Below are 18,203 nucleotides of genomic sequence, written 5' to 3'. Positions count from 1 at the left end.
ATCCCTGTTAGCGACGACGACCGGTTTTAACCGCCTTCAGCACCACAAATTTATTATTGGTGGCAATGGTTACGCAGTTGCCGAAAATCTTCTTCAGCTTGTGGAAGTAGTCGAGGTGACGGTTAGCCACAATGTACAGCTCACCGTTGATTTTCAGGCAGCGGCGGGCGTGGTGGAACATCTCCCAGGCAATGTTATCCGTCAGCGCGTGCTTTTGATGGAACGGAGGGTTGCACAGCACGGCGTTAAAGCGGAACGGTTCGACGCCAGACAGCGCGTTGTTGATCATAAACTCGCAGCGATCCAGCGCTTCAGGCATGTTACTTTCCACGTTCAAACGGCTTGAAGCCACCGCCATCGGCGATTCATCAACAAATACCACGCTGGCTTCCGGGTTCTTCGCCAGCAGCGTCATACCGATAACGCCGTTACCGCAGCCGAGATCCACAATCTCCCCCTCGAGGTTTTCCGGCAGATGCTCGATAAAAAAGCGCGCGCCGATATCCAGCCCGGTACGGGAGAAGACGTTAGCGTGGTTATGGATAGTCCAGTCGGTACCTTCCAGCTTCCAGCTCAGCGTTTGCGAGGCAGCGGCCAGCTCAGGTTTGCTGAATGTACAGTTGATTAGACGCGCTTTTTTCCACGCCAGCGTCGTGGTGGTTGGACCCAGCACTTTTTCAAACAGTTCCAGCGTCGAGGTATGCACATCACGCGCTTTTGCCCCAGCGATGATGCGCGTTTGCGGCGTTACCACTTCGCGCAGCGCGCGCAGCTGCTGCTCCAGCAGCGCCATGGTTTTTGGCAGCTTTATCAGCACCACGCCCGGCGCCTGCGGATACTCCGCGGTGCTGTCGAGGAATTTGACGCTCGACTCGGCGATATCGTTGTGGCGCAGGTTCTCGCGTGTGGCAAGCTCGCTGAGATAGGAGTCGCCAATGCTGTACGGCGTATGTTCCGCCAGCGCACAGCCCAGCGCGCCGAAGGTATCATTCAGGATCAGCACCGGGCCGCTAATCTCGGTATCGTCCAGCTGTTGCAGCAGATATTCATCCGCCGCTTCCCACGCCAGCAGCGGGTTAACGTCGTCCGTTTCCGGGAAACGTTTAAGTGTCAGTGAACGGAAACCGTTGTCTGTGTGGCTCATCGGCCCTCCTGAATGGTAAAATTTCGGCGTATCCCTGAAAAGGGTGCGTGAGTATACAACATTTTGAATACACAAAATCATTCAAGTTGCATCAAGGCGGCAAGTGAGCGAATCCCCGGGAGCGTACATTTAGTACGTGACTGGGGTGCGCGAACGCAGCCAACACAGAGGCAGTTTGAAGGATGAAGTGGATGGGACATGAATGAACCAACTAACTTACCTCCAGGGCTATCCGGAACATTTGCTTTCTCAGGTGAGAACGCTGATAGCTGAACAGCGCCTGGGCGCAGTGCTGGAAAAACGCTATCCTGGCACCCACAATTTCGCCACCGACAAAGCGCTCTGGCAATATACTCAGGATCTGAAAAATCAGTTTCTGCGCAATGCCCCGCCGCTGAATAAAGTCATGTATGACAGCAAAATCCACGTTCTGAAGAATGCGCTGGGACTGCATACTGCCGTTTCTCGCGTGCAGGGCGGCAAACTCAAAGCTAAAGCGGAGATCCGCGTCGCCACCGTCTTTCGCAATGCCCCGGAACCCTTTTTGCGTATGATCGTCGTTCATGAACTGGCGCATCTGAAAGAAAAAGAGCACGACAAAGCGTTTTACCAGCTGTGCTGTCATATGGAACCTCAGTATCATCAACTGGAGTTCGATACCCGCCTGTGGTTAACGCAACAATCGTTAAAGCAAACTGCGTAGTCGCGCACTGGCTTTGTCTTCAGGGCATGCTAAATTGACGAAAGAATCCCTTTTCGCAGCCTGAAGGCCTTTATGATACGTTTTGCAGTAATTGGCACAAACTGGATCACTCGCCAGTTTGTCGATGCCGCCCATGAAACCGGCAAATATAAGTTAACCGCAGTTTATTCCCGTAGCCTTGAGCAGGCGCAGACCTTCGCCAACGATTACCCCGTCGAGCATCTGTTTACTTCGCTGGAAGCGATGGCGCAAAGTGAGGCAATCAACGCTGTCTACATCGCCAGCCCAAACTCCCTGCACTTCCCGCAGACCGAGCTGTTTTTGCGGCATAAAAAACATGTTATTTGCGAAAAGCCGCTGGCCTCAAACCTGACGCAAGCCGAAGCCGCTATCTCCTGCGCGCGCGAAAATCAGGTTGTACTGTTTGAAGCGTTTAAGACCGCCAGCCTGCCTAACTTCCTGCTGTTGCAGCAATCGCTCCCCAAAGTTGGAAGAATCAGGAAAGCGTTTATCAATTACTGCCAGTACTCCTCGCGTTACCAGCGCTATCTGGACGGTGAAAATCCGAACACGTTTAATCCGGCATTCTCCAATGGCTCGATTATGGATATCGGTTTTTACTGCCTGGCCTCGGCGGTTGCGCTGTGGGGCGAGCCGCAGAGCGTTCAGGCCAGCGCCAGCCTGCTGGAAAGCGGCGTGGACGCTCACGGCGTGGTGGTGCTGAATTACGGTGATTTCAGCGTTACGCTCCAGCACTCAAAAGTAAGCGACTCGGTATTAGCCAGTGAAATTCAGGGCGAGTCGGGATCGTTGGTCATCGAGCATATCTCCGAGTGTCAGAAAGTGTGCTTCGTTCCTCGCGGGGGGAAAACGCAGGATCTGACGACGCCTCAACACATCAATACTATGCTGTATGAGGCAGAGGCTTTTGCTCATTTGGTTGAATCCGGCGAAGTGGATCACCCGGCACTGACCGTCAGTCGTATCACCGCCAAACTGCAAACGGAGATTCGCCGCCAGACCGGCGTGATTTTTCCGGCAGACGAAGCGGTAGCATCGCTGACTGCGTAAAGGTGTGTAAAACGAATGTTGCAGGCCATTGACTGAATGCATGGCCTGTAATATTTTGTAACCCGCAAAGGGGAGTAACTTCGTTGTCGGTTGATCGTCATTACGATGTGTGAAAAACCACATCCGGTCGCCGGGCGATAACAAAGGAATACGCCATCGTATTCCTTTGTTGTTGTAAGTGAGACCTTGCCGAATGGCAAGGTCTATGCATAAAAAGCAGCGGCTAATGCCATTCGGCGTTGGCCGTTTTTTTTATGCATGGGGAAATACAATGAATACTGTCGGCACACCGTTATTATGGGGTGGCTTCGCTGTCGTGGTGGTTATTATGCTGGCCATCGACCTGCTGTTACAGGGTCGTCGTGGCGCGCATACGATGTCGATGAAGCAGGCTGCGGCCTGGTCAATCGTCTGGGTAACGCTGTCGTTACTGTTTAACGCCGCCTTCTGGTGGTACCTGGCCCAAACCCAGGGCCGCGCCGTTGCCGACCCGCAGGCGCTGGCGTTCCTTACCGGCTATTTGATCGAAAAATCGCTGGCGGTAGATAACGTCTTTGTCTGGTTAATGCTGTTCAGCTACTTCTCCGTACCGCCTGCGTTGCAGCGTCGGGTGCTGGTGTATGGCGTGTTGGGCGCGATTGTTCTGCGTACGATCATGATCTTCGCCGGCAGTTGGCTTATCACCCAGTTTGAGTGGTTGTTGTACGTGTTCGGCGCATTCCTGTTGTTTACCGGCGTGAAGATGGCGCTGGCGAAAGAAGATGCCTCCGGTATTGGCGACAGACCGTTAGTACGCTGGCTGCGCGGCCATTTACGCATGACCGATACCATCGAAGATGAAAAATTCTTTGTGCGTAAAAACGGCCTGCTGTTTGTCACGCCGCTGATGCTGGTGTTGATTCTGGTTGAACTGAGCGACGTTATTTTTGCCGTCGACAGTATCCCGGCTATCTTTGCCGTCACCACCGACCCGTTCATCGTGTTGACCTCGAACCTGTTTGCTATTTTGGGTCTGCGCGCGATGTACTTCCTGCTGGCAGGCGTGGCGGAGCGTTTCTCCATGCTGAAGTACGGTTTGTCGGTCATTCTGGTGTTTATCGGTATTAAGATGCTGATCGTCGATTTCTACCATATCCCGATCGCTATCTCGTTAGGCGTGGTATTTGGCATTCTGTTTGTGACGCTGATTGTGAACGCGTGGGTCAACCACCAGCACGATAAAAAGCAGCAAATTCAGTAAGTTTCATCTGCTAGCTGAAAAGCCCGACAGCACACTGCGTGCGTCGGGCTTTTTGTTTATCATGTCAAAACAATGTTAATCCAAAGTTATAAAATATGATCTCAACGCGGAATCCAGGATATTTATCTTCCCGACCCCCGTTCTTTCCTTATACTCAGCCATGCAAACATTTGCCCCCCTGAAAGATGCGTCAACAGAACGCACAAAGGTAAGGCAACAACACAATCAAAGGATGACTACATGACTACGCAACGTTCATCGGGGCTATTCTCGCGTTTGGCGCAAGGGAGCCTGGTTAAACAAATTCTGATCGGTTTGGTACTGGGAATTTTACTGGCACTGGTGTCAAAACCAGCGGCAGAAGCCGTTGGTCTGCTGGGTACGCTGTTCGTCGGCGCATTAAAAGCTGTCGCGCCAATTCTGGTTTTGATGCTGGTGATGGCTTCTATCGCCAACCACCAGCACGGGCAAAAAACCAATATCCGCCCAATCCTGTTCCTCTATCTGCTCGGAACATTTTCCGCAGCGTTAGCAGCTGTTGTCTTCAGTTTCGCCTTCCCATCCACACTGCATCTTTCCAGCAGCGCCGGTGATATTGTGCCGCCGTCTGGTATCGTCGAAGTGATGCGCAGCCTGCTGATGAGCATGGTTTCTAACCCAATTGATGCCCTGCTTAACGCCAACTATATCGGTATTCTGGTATGGGCCGTCGGTTTGGGCTTTGCGCTGCGCCACGGCAATGAAACGACCAAAAACCTGGTTAATGATATGTCCAACGCCGTCACCTTTATGGTAAGGCTGGTGATTCGTTTCGCGCCGATCGGGATCTTCGGCCTGGTTTCCTCCACGCTGGCAACCACCGGTTTTGCCACGCTTTGGGGCTACGCTCAACTGCTGGCCGTGCTGGTAGGTTGTATGCTGCTGGTAGCGTTGGTAATCAACCCGCTGCTGGTATTCTGGAAAATTCGCCGTAACCCGTATCCGCTGGTGCTGGCTTGTCTGCGCGAAAGCGGCGTGTACGCTTTCTTTACCCGCAGTTCCGCGGCAAATATTCCGGTGAATATGGCGCTGTGTGAGAAGCTGAATCTGGATCGTGATACCTATTCGGTCTCTATCCCGTTGGGCGCCACCATCAATATGGCAGGCGCGGCGATCACCATTACCGTGCTGACGCTGGCGGCGGTGAATACGCTGGGTATTCCGGTCGATTTACCGACGGCGCTGTTACTGAGCGTGGTGGCTTCGCTGTGCGCCTGTGGCGCATCGGGCGTGGCGGGGGGTTCTCTGCTGCTGATCCCACTGGCGTGTAATATGTTCGGTATCCCGAACGACATCGCCATGCAGGTTGTTGCCGTTGGCTTTATCATCGGCGTATTGCAGGATTCCTGTGAAACGGCGCTGAACTCTTCGACAGACGTCCTGTTTACCGCTGCGGCCTGCCAGGCTGAAGACGAGCGCCTGGCAAATAACGCCCTGCGCGGCTAATCTCCGCTCCCTCCGTCATCGGGCGGAGGGGTTCTCTTCTTGTACGCTTTTTTCTATTTTGAATGGATCAATGCCGCGTTTTTGCATCCGCCGGAAGCGAATAATGTTCAGGCCGTTCATCACCAGAAAGCTACCTTCGATCATCGTCCCGCCAATCGACCCTAACCAAAAATTATGGATAACCCAGCAGGCGGTTGCGCACCACATTACGCAGCGCACGGTTAACCCCTGGCAGCGAAACAGCGCCCAGGTGCTGGCCAGCGTGCCGATTATCGGCAACAGTTCCATCGCATGCTGTAATTTCGCCAGCCCGAGAACCAGGGTGAGGATAATAAAAACGGTCATTACCCACAGTTTGCGGGTATGCATCGAGACGAGTGTGCGGATGGTGTTAAGCTCGGCACTCATTCCTGCAGGCCAGGCGCCCATCAGGAAAAAATGCACGCCAATGGTGGCGCTATAGACGGCGAGTTGCAGCCGGAACCGGCGCTCATCGCGATTGAAAAAGGTGGTAATGCCGATCAGAAAGGCGATGACACCTACGCCCTGGGCCAGCCAATACGCGGTCATGCAAGCAACCCCAATTCTATCTCGTAGGCCGGATAAGGCGAGTTCGCCGCCATCCGGCAACGGTTTGTGCCTGATGGCGCTGCGCTTATCAGGCCTACGTCTTTACAATTAAAGTGTTACGCCGCTTTTAAATATCGCTAACTCTCTAAAATCATTCCGCTCGTTGCAGGTTTGCTTGCCGTTAGCGAAATCGACGATGGTATCGACAAATTCTTCCAGTAACTGCGGCATCGCTTTGCCGTGGATCAGCTGTCCGGCGTCAAAATCGATCCAGTGCTTTTTCTTCGCTGCCAGTTCGCTGTTGGTGGCAATTTTCACCGTCGGCACAAAACCGCCGTACGGCGTACCGCGACCGGTACTGAACAGCACCATATGACAGCCCGCGCCCGCGAGAGCACTGGTCGCGACAGCATCGTTGCCCGGCGCGCTCAGCAGGTTCAGGCCGTGCGTCTTCAGGCGTTCGCCATAGCGCAGTACGTCCACCACCTGGCTGGAGCCCGCTTTTTGCGTGCAGCCCAGAGATTTGTCTTCCAGCGTGGTGATACCGCCCGCTTTGTTACCCGGGGATGGATTCTCGTAAATCGGTTGGTCGTGGGCAATGAAGTACTGCTTGAAGTCATTGACCATGGTAACCAGCTTGCCAAACGTTTCTTCGTCACGGCAGTGGTCCATCAGCAACTGCTCGGCGCCGAACATTTCCGGCACTTCGGTCAGCACGGTGGTGCCGCCGTTGGCAATCACGTAGTCGGAAAAACGGCCCAGCATCGGGTTGGCGGTAATACCGGACAGGCCGTCAGAGCCGCCGCATTCCAGACCAAACTTCAGCTCGCCCAGTTTACCTGGCTCACGCTTATCGTTACGCATCACGTTGTACAACTGATGAAGATGTTCAATCCCCGCTTCCACTTCGTCTTCCTGATGTTGGCAGACCATGAAGTGAACGCGCTCAGGATCGTACCCACCTAAGGTTTCACGGAAGGCATCAACCTGGTTGTTTTCACAACCAAGGCCCACCACCAGCACCGCACCCGCATTCGGGTGACGCACCATGTTTTGCAGCATGGTGCGGGTGTTAATGTGGTCGTCGCCCAGTTGCGAACAGCCGTAGGTGTGACTGAAAAGATGTACGCCATCGATACCTTCGGCGTCGTTGGTCTCTTTCAGAAAACGGTTCTGCATCTGACGCGCCATGGCGTTGACGCAGCCTACCGTCGGTAGGATCCACAGTTCGTTACGTACCCCGACATCACCGTTCGCGCGGCGATAAATCTGTACATCGCGATCCGCCGGTTGGGCAACTTCCGCCTGAAAATCAGGGTGGTAGCTATACGTGTCCAGGTCGCTCAGATTCGTGCGCGTGTTGTGGGCATGAATATGCTCACCCGCCGCAACGTCCACCAGCGTATGGCCAATTGGCAAACCGTATTTAATGACGTTTTCGCCTTTTGCAATATCGCGCAAAGCGAATTTATGGCCACGAGAGACCGCCTGACGCAGGGTTACCGCCTGCCCATCAACGGTGACTTCGGTTCCTTCAGCCAAATCAGCGAGCGCTACCACGACGTTATCCAGCGCATGGATCTTGATGTATTGCATATCAATCCCGGACCTTAGAGCCTATTTCAGTAGGCGTATATTGTCGCAGCCCGTTTGGACACGGACAGCGCGCAAAAACCGGAGCGTACACGTAGTACGTGAGGATTTTGAGCACTGCCCAGGTTCAAACTGGCAAGTAAAATAGCCTAATGGATAGGCTCTTAGTTCAGTTCAATGGCGAAGTAATCACGCGCATTGTTAAAGCAAATATTTCTGACCATTTCGCCCAGCAACTGGATATCTACCGGTGCTTCACCTGCCGCAACCCAACGGCCAATCATCTGGCACAGGATACGACGGAAGTATTCATGGCGCGTGTATGACAGGAAGCTACGGCTGTCGGTCAGCATGCCGACAAAACGGCTCAGCAGGCCAAGCTGGGCCAGTTGCGTCATCTGACGTTCCATCCCATCTTTCTGATCGTTGAACCACCAGCCGGAACCGAACTGCATTTTGCCCGGCATACCTTCGCCCTGGAAGTTGCCGATCATGGTGCCCAGCACTTCGTTATCGCGCGGGTTCAGGCAGTACAGAATGGTTTTCGGCAGCAGGTTCTGTTCGTTCTGCTTGCTCAGCAGTTTGGACAGCTCTTCGGCCATCGGACGGTCGTTGATGGAGTCAAAGCCAACATCCGCGCCCAGCAGTTTGAACTGACGCAGGTTGTTATTACGCAGCGCGCCGATGTGGTACTGCTGTACCCATTCGCGACGCGCGTATTCTGCGCCGAGGAACACCAGTACGGCAGTTTTAAACTGGGCAACTTCATGCTCGCTCAGGGTTTCACCCGCCAGGCGGCGCGCCAGAATACTATCCAGTTCAGATTCGTTAGATTCAGCAAACAGCACCACGTCCAGCGCGTGGTCAGAGACTTTACAGCCGTGAGCCGCGAAGTGATCCAGACGTTTGGTCAGCGCGGTCTGCAGGTCTGCGAAGCGACGAATGTCGGTGTCGGATACTTCGCCCAGCTTCGCCATATAGTCATTAAAGGTTGCCAGTTCGATGTTGAAAGCTTTATCCGGACGCCAGCTCGGCAGCACTTTCACATCAAAGCTTCCGTCTTTAGCAACGGCCGCGTGATGCTCCAGAGAGTCGATCGGGTCATCGGTGGTACCAACCATTTTCACGTTCATCTGCTGCATGATGCCGCGCGCGGAGAATTTATCCTGCGCCAGCAGTTCGTTGCATTGGTTCCAGATTTCGTCCGCAGTCGCAGGAGACAGCAGCTTACCTGTAATACCAAACGGACGACGTAGTTCGAGGTGGGTCCAGTGGTACAGCGGGTTACCGATGGTGTGCGGTACGGTCGCGGCCCAGGCGTCAAACTTCTCACGATCGGACGCATCGCCGGTACACAGGCGCTCAGCGACGCCATTGGTGCGCATCGCACGCCACTTATAGTGGTCGCCCTTCAGCCAGATGTCATACAGGTTATTAAAACGGTAGTTTTCAGCGATTTGTTGCGGTGGTAAATGGCAGTGGTAATCGAAGATCGGCTGGTCTTTGGCGTAATCATGATACAGACGGCGGGCAAATTCGGTGTCCAGCAGGAAATCTTCAGTCATAAACGGGGTCATTATCGTCTTCCTCTCAGCGAGTGCGTCAGATTGCTTATGTTTTGATGTTGACAAAGTTATCACACCAATTTCCATACACTGAAGATATTTTCGTGAGTTAGATCAACAAATGGTGACAAAAAAATTACTCTCAAAGAGGTAAATTACGCGTCAAGCCGCGCCAGTACTGGCTTTGCTGAATCGAAATAATGACCACACGAAGATTCACACTTTTGTGATGGCACTCACCTTTTAAAGCTGTATGACAAGTTATCTTTTGGCCGTCGCGATACATAAGCCGACGGAATGCAAATTACCGATGTATCACCATCGGATTGACCGGTACGGAAACCGAATTAGCACAATTATTGACATGGCAAAGTTCGGGGAGTGCCGGCTTTTTTTTCGGTTACCCCCTCGTAAAAGAACATCCTCCTCCCTGAACTGGAAGATGACCGCTCGTTCGCGGAAATAACAAAACGATGAGGTTTTACATGCGTAAAATTAAAGGGTTACGTTGGTACATGATCGCACTGGTGACGCTTGGCACCGTGCTGGGTTACCTGACACGTAACACTGTGGCGGCAGCTGCGCCAACTCTGATGGAAGAGTTACACATCTCCACTCAACAGTATTCCTATATCATCGCAGCGTATTCTGCTGCTTACACCGTAATGCAACCCGTTGCCGGCTATGTGCTCGATGTGCTCGGCACTAAAATTGGTTACGCGATGTTCGCCGTTCTGTGGGCCGTCTTCTGCGGCGCGACCGCATTGGCTGGCAGCTGGGGTGGACTGGCGCTGGCGCGTGGCGCGGTAGGTGCCGCTGAAGCCGCGATGATCCCCGCAGGTCTGAAAGCCAGCTCCGAATGGTTCCCGGCTAAAGAGCGTTCAATTGCCGTAGGTTACTTTAACGTGGGTTCTTCTATCGGCGCGATGATTGCTCCGCCGCTCGTCGTCTGGGCTATCGTCATGCACAGCTGGCAGATGGCATTCATTATTTCCGGTGCACTGAGCTTCATTTGGGCGATGTCCTGGCTGGTGTTCTACAAACACCCACGCGACCAGAAAAAACTGTCTGATGAAGAACGTGATTACATTCTGAATGGTCAGGAATCACAGCATAAAAACAGTACCGCGAAGAAAATGTCCCTCGGTCAGATCCTGCGTAACCGTCAGTTCTGGGGTATCGCGCTGCCGCGTTTCCTGGCAGAGCCGGCCTGGGGTACTTTCAACGCCTGGATCCCGCTGTTCATGTTTAAAGTCTACGGCTTTAACCTGAAAGAAATTGCGATGTTTGCCTGGATGCCAATGCTGTTTGCTGACCTGGGTTGTATCGTAGGGGGTTATTTACCGCCGCTGTTCCAGCGCTGGTTCGGGGTTAACCTGATCGTTTCGCGTAAAATGGTCGTCACCATGGGCGCATTGCTGATGATTGGCCCAGGGATGATCGGCCTGTTCACCAGTCCGTACATTGCTATCGCTCTGCTGTGCGTCGGCGGCTTTGCTCACCAGGCGCTGTCTGGTGCCCTGATTACGCTCTCTTCTGACGTATTTGGTCGTAATGAAGTGGCAACCGCAAACGGTCTGACCGGTATGTCCGCCTGGCTCGCAAGTACGCTGTTTGCACTGGTCGTTGGCGCGCTGGCTGACACCATCGGCTTTAGCCCGCTGTTCGCCGTACTGGCGGTATTCGACCTACTCGGCGCGTTAGTCATCTGGACGGTATTGCAGAACAAATCGGCCAGCGAGGTAGATTCGGGTTCACAAACCGGCGATCCCGCGACGCAAAATTAACCCGATGTTATTCATCAAGGGTATATAATGTGAAGCCGCCAGTTATCTGGCGGCTTTTTTGTCGCCGCGAGTGGAGCCGTATTCGCAAAAGTGGTATAACAAATATAGTCTGCCGTATCATGCCTGGAGCGCATATGGAAATCACCGAACCACGACGTTTGTACCAACAACTTGCCGCTGATCTGAAAGAACGCATTGAGCAGGGCGTCTACCTGGTGGGTGATAAACTCCCCGCCGAGCGCTTTATCGCCGATGAAAAAAATGTCAGCCGCACCGTGGTTCGTGAAGCGATCATCATGCTCGAGGTTGAGGGCTACGTTGAAGTGCGTAAAGGATCGGGGATCCACGTCATTTCAAACCAACCTAAACATTATGTCGCGCCAGATGAAAATCTGGAGTTCGCCAGCTACGGTCCTTTTGAGCTGCTCCAGGCTCGCCAGTTGATTGAGAGCAACATTGCCGAGTTTGCCGCCACTCAGGTGACCAAACAGGACATCATGAAGCTGATGGAAATTCAGGAGAAGTCGCGTAACGAAAAAAGCTTTCGTGACTCCGAGTGGGATCTCCAGTTCCATGTGCAGGTCGCGCTGGCAACGCAGAACTCTGCTCTGGCCGCGATTGTTGAAAAAATGTGGACTCAACGTATTCACAACCCCTACTGGAAGAAACTACACGACCACATCGACCTGCGTACGGTAGATAACTGGTGTGACGACCATGACCAGATCCTGCGGGCGCTGATTCGCAAAGATCCCCATGCCGCCAAACTGGCAATGTGGCAGCACCTTGAGAACACCAAACAGATGCTGTTTAACGAAACCAGCGATGATTTTGAGTTCAATGCTGACCGTTATCTTTTTACTGAAAATCCCGTTGTTCATCTCGATACGGCGGCTAACGGCGCAAAATAAACAATCTAAGCGATGCAGGCGCGACAAAGCGCCTGTTTCTGACGCTTGGTAAGCGTTAGGTATAAAGTGTCAGCCTGTGTAAATCCTCTCGCCTCCCTCCATTGCGATAAGCAAAATCACAGTTCAACAACCGTAATTTCTATAACGGACAACGTTGACCTTTGTTACAATTAGTTGTTATTTGAATTTTTGTGTTTGAGAGCTTGCTTACTTCACAACTTTACAGGGAATAGTTCAGGCCGTGAATTTGTGTCAGACCGCGATCCATGTAAAAAACACCAATTAAATTGCGGCGTTACAAACTCCAGAAAACCGGCATGACGACAACCGATTCTCCAGGAATATTGAATGGAACTACTGACTCAATTACTGAATGCTTTATGGGCTCAGGATTTTGAAACGCTGGCCAATCCTTCCATGATTGGCATGCTCTATTTCGTACTATTTACCATTTTGTTTCTGGAAAACGGACTGCTGCCAGCAGCCTTTTTACCTGGCGACAGTCTTCTGGTACTGGTCGGCGTACTTATCGCCAAAGGCGCGATGGGTTTCCCGCAAACAGTACTGCTGCTTACCACCGCAGCCAGCCTCGGTTGCTGGCTCAGCTATATCCAGGGGCGATGGCTGGGAAATACCCGCACCGTACAAAACTGGCTGTCCCATCTGCCAGCGCATTATCATCAGCGTGCGCATCATCTGTTCCATAAGCATGGCTTGTCTGCGCTGCTGGTCGGTCGCTTTATCGCGTTTGTCAGAACACTACTGCCGACCATCGCAGGATTGTCCGGCCTGAACAATGCGCGCTTTCAGTTCTTTAACTGGATGAGCGGACTGCTTTGGGTTCTGATTCTCACAACGCTTGGCTATCTGCTGGGCAAAACGCCAGTGTTTCTCAAATATGAAGATCAGCTGATGTCTTGCCTGATGCTGCTTCCCGTGGTGTTACTGGTGTTTGGTCTGGCAGGTTCACTGGTTGTGCTTTGGAAAAAGAAATACGGGAACCGAGGGTAAATTATGCTGAAATCACGCATAACGCTCCGACGACTTGCCTGGACCACTACCTTTATGCTTTTTATTGGCGCGCTGCTCCTGACCTGGTCGGTCATCCGCCAGCAGGAGTCAACGCTTGCCATTCGTGCAGTAAATCAGGGAGCCACCATGCCTGATGGCTTCTCTATCTGGCATCACCTGGACGCCAACGGTATTCGCTTTAAAAGCATTACTCCGCAAAATGACGCGCTGCTAATCACCTTTGATTCCAGCGCGCAGAGCGCAGCCGCAAAGGTCGTGCTGGACCGAACGTTACCGCATGGTTTCGTTATTGCCCAGCAGGATGATGATAATCAGGCGGTACAGTGGTTATCCCGCTTACGTGATAACCCGCACCGTTTTGGTTAATCTCCAGGATTCTGAATTAGATCACTCACTTTGGTGATTTCATCATTTAACGCCTATGATTAATAAACTGGGTTTATGACTCAACGCTTTATTACTCTGGAGCATCGGCCTTAGCCACCAGGTCGAATCACAATGGAAGGTTCAAGAATGAAATACCGCATCGCTTTAGCAATTAGTCTTTTCGCTCTCAGTGCCGGCAGTTACGCCTCCACCCTCTGTCAGGAAAAAGAACAGGATATTCAGCGGGAGATTAGCTATGCCGAAAAGCACAACAATCAAAACCGCATCAATGGCCTGAACAAAGCACTCAGCGAAGTTAGGGCTAACTGTACTGACAGCAAACTGCGCGCCGACCATCAGAAAAAAATTGCTGAGCAGAAAGACGAGATAGCCGAGCGTCAACGTGATTTGGCCGAGGCGAAGCAAAAAGGCGATGCGGATAAGATAGCAAAGCGCGAGCACAAGCTTGCTGAAGCTCAGAAAGAGCTGAAAGAACTCGAGACCCGCGATTACTAAGTACGGTAACTAGCCACTCAACTGGAGAAAACTATGTCGAAAGATAATGCTACGGAAAACCTGCGCGCTGAGCTGAAATCTCTTGCGGATACGCTTGAAGAAGTACTTAGCTCCTCTGGCGATAAGTCGAAGGAAGAGATGAGTAAAATTCGCAGCAAAGCCGAACACGCTTTGCGCGAGAGCCGCCATCGCCTGAGCGAAACCAGCGATGTGATTGCCAAACAGACCCGTGAGGCAGCGGCTAAAGCCGATAACTACGTGCGCGAAAACCCATGGACAGGCGTCGGCATTGGCGCTGCAGTCGGTGTGGTGCTTGGTGTACTGCTGTCGCGCCGTTAATAATGGCAGATTCTCAACACGCACAAGGTCCAGGCAAAGGCGTACTGGGTATTGGACAGCGGATCCTGACGATTCTCGTTGAGATCGTAGAGACGCGGTTGCGGCTGGCCGTCGTTGAGCTGGAAGAGGAAAAATCCAATCTCATCCAGATCCTGCTGATGCTTGGGCTTACCATGCTGTTCGCGGCGTTTGGACTGATGAGCCTGATGGTGCTTATCATCTGGGCTATAGATCCACAATATCGTCTGAACGCCATGATTGCCACCACCGTTGTGCTGTTGCTTTTAGCGCTTATCGGCGGGCTATGGACGCTGCGTAAGGCACGTAAAACAACGCTGCTGCGCCATACGCGCAATGAGCTCGCTAACGACAGGCGTGCCCTGGAGGATGATGCATAATGAGCAGTAAAGTCGAACGTCAACAACGTAAGGCGCAACTGCTTGGACAGATCCAGCAGCAACGGCTGGATCTGTCTGCCACTCGCCGCGACTGGCTGGAAGCCACCGAAGTTTACGATCGTGGCTGGAAAACGCTGTTGAACCTGCGTGGCTGGGTGTTAGTCGGGAGCAGCATTATGGCGGTTCGCACCATTCGTAACCCAAATCTGCTGGTACGCTGGGCCAAACGCGGTTTTAGCGTCTGGAGCATCTGGCGTCTGGTTAAATCCACCATCAGACAGCAGCAACTGCGTGGCTAAAACCCCTCTTTCCCCCCTAACCTCAAAATTTTTGAAAAATATTGACAGTTTTCCTTGCTAACAATTGTCACTAAGCACGTTTATGATTCTCTCCATCGACAGCAACGACGCGCTCTGCAGCGCCGATGCACAAAAAAACACAATAAGCCGCCTGAGTGGTTTCCTGGAGAGTATGATGAAGAAATTAGAAGATGTTGGTGTACTGGTAGCGCGCATTCTGATGCCAATCCTGTTTATTTCCGCAGGTTGGGGAAAAATCACCGGATATGCGGGTACCCAACAGTACATGGAAGCCATGGGCGTCCCAGGATTTATGCTACCGCTGGTGATTCTGCTTGAGTTTGGCGGCGGTCTGGCAATTCTGTTCGGTTTCCTGACCCGTACGACCGCGCTGTTCACCGCAGGCTTCACGTTGCTGACAGCGTTCCTCTTCCACAGCAACTTTGCGGAAGGTGTGAACTCTTTGATGTTCATGAAAAACCTGACTATCGCAGGCGGTTTCCTGCTGCTGGCTATCACCGGTCCGGGCGCCTTCAGCATCGACCGTGTACTGAATAAAAAGTGGTAAGCAAACTATACTGAACACATCAAAAAGCGAGGAGATATCTCCTCGCTTTTGCTATCTGAGGAGGCGAAAATCATGGGACAACTGATTGACGGCGTCTGGCATGACACCTGGTACGATACCAAATCAACCGGGGGAAAATTTCAACGTTCTGCATCGGCTTTCCGTAACTGGCTCACCGCGGATGGCGCGCCTGGCCCAACCGGTGAGGCTGGCTTTGCTGCCGAAAAAGATCGCTATCATCTGTACGTTTCGCTGGCCTGTCCGTGGGCGCATCGCACGCTGATTTTGCGAAAACTTAAAGGGCTGGAACCGTTCATTTCCGTTTCCGTAGTACATCCGTTGATGCTGGAAAACGGCTGGACCTTTGACGATAACTTCCCGGCGGCAACCGGTGATACCCTGTATCAGCACGACTTTCTTTATCAGCTCTATTTACACGCCGATCCTCACTACAGCGGACGGGTGACCGTTCCGGTGCTGTGGGATAAAAAGAACCACACCATTGTCAGCAATGAATCTGCAGAAATCATCCGCATGTTTAATACTGCGTTTGATGCGCTGGGCGCGAAAGCCGGGGATTACTATCCACCAGCCTTGCAAAGCAAAATCGATGAGCTGAACGGCTGGATTTATGACAACGTCAATAACGGCGTGTATAAAGCCGGATTTGCCACCAGTCAGGAAGCCTACGACGACGCAGTGGAAAAAGTCTTCCAATCGCTGGCGAGACTGGAACAAATCCTTGGACAACATCGCTACCTGACCGGCAACCAGTTAACCGAGGCCGATATTCGCCTGTGGACCACGCTGGTGCGTTTTGATCCCGTGTATGTAACCCACTTCAAATGCGACAAACACCGGATTAGCGACTATCTGAACCTTTACGGTTTCCTGCGCGATATCTACCAGATGCCAGGTATTGCGGAAACCGTCAATTTCGATCACATCCGCAATCACTACTTCCGTAGCCACAAAACCATTAACCCGACTGGTATTATTTCTATTGGGCCGTGGCAGGATCTAAGCGAACCTCATGGGCGTGACGAGCGTTTCGCATGATTTACACTGGCCCTCATCTGGGGGCCAAATAATTAATACCACAAATATTTACCATCATTTCATTCACGGCTATTCTTAATTTGATTGCTTTAAAAACAAGTAATTGAATGCAGAACGAGGCAAAAATGGATTGGTATTTAAACGTATTAAAGAACTACTTTGGTTTTGGTGGCCGCGCGCGTCGTAAAGAATACTGGATGTTTGTGTTGGTCAACATCATATTCACGTTCGTGCTGGGTATTCTGGACAGAATGCTTGGCTGGGAGCGCGCCGGGGGAGAAGGTATATTAACGACGATTTATGGGGTTCTGGTATTTATCCCCTGGTGGGCAGTGCAGTTCCGGCGTTTGCATGACACCGATCGTTCAGCCTGGTGGCTGCTGGTGCTGCTGATCCCGATCGTAGGCTGGTTGGTGATCATCATTTTCAACTGTCAAAACGGGACTCAGGGGAGTAACCGCTTTGGGCCCGATCCCAAACAGTTATCCTGACGTAGCATATGTAGATGCCTGATGGTGCTACGCTTATCAGGCCTACAACATACTCCGTCTTCCAGGCCGGATAAGGTGCTTAGCACCACATCCGGCGTAACAGTCCAGCTATTTACCTGCAAACAGCTTGGGGATTTCTCGCAGACACCAGGATTTCGCCTCGCCCATGCTGTCCCGACGCCAGGCCATAATAATATCAATTTCGCTTGTCGATTCCGGACTAACTACCCGCAGCCGACCAGCCGCAATATCCTCTTCCACCAGCGGGTACGGCATCGTCGCCACGCCAAGACCGGCCAACAGCGCCTGGCGTTTATCTTCTATCGTACTCACCGTCAGACGCGGCTGTTTATCCAGCAGTTGGACGGTCAGCACCGGACGTTCACGGGCGGTATCCGCCACCGCGATCCCGCGGTATTTCACGCGGGTGACTTCCGATAACGGTTCCGGCTCCTGATGGATGGGATGATCCGGGGCCGCTACATAGACGTTCATCAGCGAGTATAGCTTACGCGAGTTGATTTCTGAGGATGAGCGAAAATGCATATCCGGCGCAATCACGATATCCGCCCGCCCCTGCTCCAGACGCTCCCACGCCCCAGCCAGAACTTCGGTAATAACGGAAAGCTGGGTATTGGCCTTCCCGGCAAGCCTGTCAATCAACGGGAAAAATGCCGCCGTCGGCACCAGCGCTTCGGTGACGATGGTCAGATGCGTTTCCCAACCGCGAGCCAATGCTTCGGCATCGGTGGTCAGTTTATCCGCAGCTTCCAGCAGTACACGCCCACGCTCCAGCAGCATACGCCCGACGTTGGTGAATTTTGTGCGATGACCTGAACGGTCAAACAGCACCACGTCCAGCTCCTCCTCCAGCTTCTGCATGGTATAGCTGAGCGCAGAAGGAACACGCCCCAGTTCGTCCGCCGCTGCGGCAAAGCTGCCGCGTCGGTCTATTGCGTCCATGACGCGTAACGCTTCAAGCGTTAAAGCCCTTTCTTTGGCCATCTCGTTCTCATTCAGGAAATTTGAACATACCGGGCAGAATATCTGGCTAACAATGCAGCGT

General features: G+C 52.6%; 20 protein-coding genes. 15 read left to right on the top strand and 5 right to left on the bottom strand.

What is annotated here, in order from left to right:
- Positions 1–7: 7 nt before the first annotated feature.
- Positions 8–1,144 carry a 23S rRNA (guanine(1835)-N(2))-methyltransferase RlmG gene (rlmG, locus tag WHR59_RS03080; protein ID WP_043017732.1) on the bottom strand — a complete coding sequence of 379 codons (1,137 nt, stop codon included), beginning with the start codon at positions 1,142–1,144 and terminating at the stop codon, positions 8–10.
- 202 nt (positions 1,145–1,346) lie between these two features.
- Between rlmG and WHR59_RS03075 the strand changes: the two genes are divergently transcribed.
- The 4 genes from WHR59_RS03075 to sstT all read left to right on the top strand — a co-directional run bounded on the left by WHR59_RS03075 (position 1,347) and on the right by sstT (position 5,643).
- Positions 1,347–1,847: a M48 family metallopeptidase gene (locus WHR59_RS03075; RefSeq protein ID WP_338843570.1), complete on the top strand. Its 501-nt coding sequence runs from the start codon at positions 1,347–1,349 to the stop codon at positions 1,845–1,847.
- Between the two features lie 72 nt (positions 1,848–1,919).
- The gene (locus WHR59_RS03070) at positions 1,920–2,918 is read left to right on the top strand and encodes a Gfo/Idh/MocA family oxidoreductase (protein WP_338843569.1); all 999 of its coding nucleotides are present in this window, start codon (positions 1,920–1,922) and stop codon (positions 2,916–2,918) included.
- A 271-nt stretch (positions 2,919–3,189) separates the two neighbouring features.
- Positions 3,190–4,158: a TerC family protein gene (locus tag WHR59_RS03065; RefSeq protein ID WP_043018010.1), complete on the top strand. Its 969-nt coding sequence runs from the start codon at positions 3,190–3,192 to the stop codon at positions 4,156–4,158.
- 240 nt (positions 4,159–4,398) lie between these two features.
- Positions 4,399–5,643 carry a serine/threonine transporter SstT gene (sstT, locus tag WHR59_RS03060; RefSeq protein ID WP_043017734.1) on the top strand — a complete coding sequence of 415 codons (1,245 nt, stop codon included), beginning with the start codon at positions 4,399–4,401 and terminating at the stop codon, positions 5,641–5,643.
- A gap of 15 nt (positions 5,644–5,658) precedes the next feature.
- Here sstT and WHR59_RS03055 read toward each other — a convergent pair whose 3' ends face one another.
- The 3 genes from WHR59_RS03055 to uxaC form a co-directional block, all read right to left on the bottom strand.
- Positions 5,659–6,213 carry a YgjV family protein gene (locus WHR59_RS03055; RefSeq protein WP_043017735.1) on the bottom strand — a complete coding sequence of 185 codons (555 nt, stop codon included), beginning with the start codon at positions 6,211–6,213 and terminating at the stop codon, positions 5,659–5,661.
- A 108-nt stretch (positions 6,214–6,321) separates the two neighbouring features.
- Positions 6,322–7,809, bottom strand: coding sequence for a UxaA family hydrolase (locus WHR59_RS03050; protein WP_047408444.1), 1,488 nt, complete (start codon positions 7,807–7,809; stop codon positions 6,322–6,324).
- A gap of 161 nt (positions 7,810–7,970) precedes the next feature.
- Positions 7,971–9,383 (bottom strand): glucuronate isomerase, encoded by a 1,413-nt coding sequence (uxaC, locus tag WHR59_RS03045; RefSeq protein ID WP_338843567.1) that lies wholly within the window; start codon positions 9,381–9,383, stop codon positions 7,971–7,973.
- A gap of 473 nt (positions 9,384–9,856) precedes the next feature.
- Here uxaC and WHR59_RS03040 point away from each other — a divergent pair, with 473 nt between their 5' ends.
- The 11 genes from WHR59_RS03040 to WHR59_RS02990 all read left to right on the top strand — a co-directional run bounded on the left by WHR59_RS03040 (position 9,857) and on the right by WHR59_RS02990 (position 17,137).
- Positions 9,857–11,158 carry an MFS transporter gene (locus WHR59_RS03040; protein ID WP_043017738.1) on the top strand — a complete coding sequence of 434 codons (1,302 nt, stop codon included), beginning with the start codon at positions 9,857–9,859 and terminating at the stop codon, positions 11,156–11,158.
- Between the two features lie 134 nt (positions 11,159–11,292).
- Positions 11,293–12,069, top strand: coding sequence for a transcriptional regulator ExuR (gene exuR / locus WHR59_RS03035; RefSeq protein ID WP_006687952.1), 777 nt, complete (start codon positions 11,293–11,295; stop codon positions 12,067–12,069).
- 348 nt (positions 12,070–12,417) lie between these two features.
- Positions 12,418–13,080: a DedA family general envelope maintenance protein YqjA gene (gene yqjA / locus WHR59_RS03030; RefSeq protein WP_003024820.1), complete on the top strand. Its 663-nt coding sequence runs from the start codon at positions 12,418–12,420 to the stop codon at positions 13,078–13,080.
- A 3-nt stretch (positions 13,081–13,083) separates the two neighbouring features.
- Complete coding sequence (mzrA, locus tag WHR59_RS03025; protein WP_043017739.1) at positions 13,084–13,467, top strand: EnvZ/OmpR regulon moderator MzrA; 384 nt, start codon at positions 13,084–13,086, stop codon at positions 13,465–13,467.
- A gap of 147 nt (positions 13,468–13,614) precedes the next feature.
- Positions 13,615–13,983, top strand: a complete 369-nt coding sequence (locus WHR59_RS03020; RefSeq protein WP_043017740.1) for a DUF1090 domain-containing protein — start codon at positions 13,615–13,617, stop codon at positions 13,981–13,983.
- A 33-nt stretch (positions 13,984–14,016) separates the two neighbouring features.
- Entirely contained in the window at positions 14,017–14,322 is a 306-nt protein-coding gene (locus tag WHR59_RS03015) for a DUF883 family protein (protein ID WP_003024832.1), read from the top strand.
- 2 nt (positions 14,323–14,324) lie between these two features.
- Positions 14,325–14,720: a phage holin family protein gene (locus WHR59_RS03010; RefSeq protein WP_043017741.1), complete on the top strand. Its 396-nt coding sequence runs from the start codon at positions 14,325–14,327 to the stop codon at positions 14,718–14,720.
- Positions 14,720–15,019, top strand: a complete 300-nt coding sequence (locus tag WHR59_RS03005) for a YqjK-like family protein (protein ID WP_003024845.1) — start codon at positions 14,720–14,722, stop codon at positions 15,017–15,019. Before WHR59_RS03010 ends, WHR59_RS03005 begins: the two co-directional genes overlap by 1 nt.
- 175 nt (positions 15,020–15,194) lie before the next feature.
- Positions 15,195–15,587, top strand: coding sequence for a DoxX family protein (locus tag WHR59_RS03000; RefSeq protein WP_047408436.1), 393 nt, complete (start codon positions 15,195–15,197; stop codon positions 15,585–15,587).
- A 72-nt stretch (positions 15,588–15,659) separates the two neighbouring features.
- A complete protein-coding gene (gene yqjG, locus WHR59_RS02995) occupies positions 15,660–16,646 on the top strand; it encodes a glutathionyl-hydroquinone reductase YqjG (protein WP_172862419.1) in 987 nt (328 codons plus the stop codon).
- A gap of 125 nt (positions 16,647–16,771) precedes the next feature.
- Entirely contained in the window at positions 16,772–17,137 is a 366-nt protein-coding gene (locus WHR59_RS02990) for a DUF805 domain-containing protein (RefSeq protein ID WP_043017744.1), read from the top strand.
- Positions 17,138–17,245: 108 nt separating this feature from the next.
- Here the strand turns inward: WHR59_RS02990 and yhaJ are convergent, their stop codons facing one another.
- A complete protein-coding gene (gene yhaJ, locus WHR59_RS02985; protein ID WP_003024855.1) occupies positions 17,246–18,142 on the bottom strand; it encodes a DNA-binding transcriptional regulator YhaJ in 897 nt (298 codons plus the stop codon).
- Between the last annotated feature and the right edge of the window lie 61 nt (positions 18,143–18,203).

The organism is Citrobacter europaeus (genome assembly GCF_037482245.1).
Taxonomy (GTDB): Bacteria; Pseudomonadota; Gammaproteobacteria; order Enterobacterales; family Enterobacteriaceae; genus Citrobacter; species Citrobacter europaeus.
Note: the sequence above shows the minus strand (reverse complement) of the source record. Positions and strands in the feature narration are given on the sequence as shown.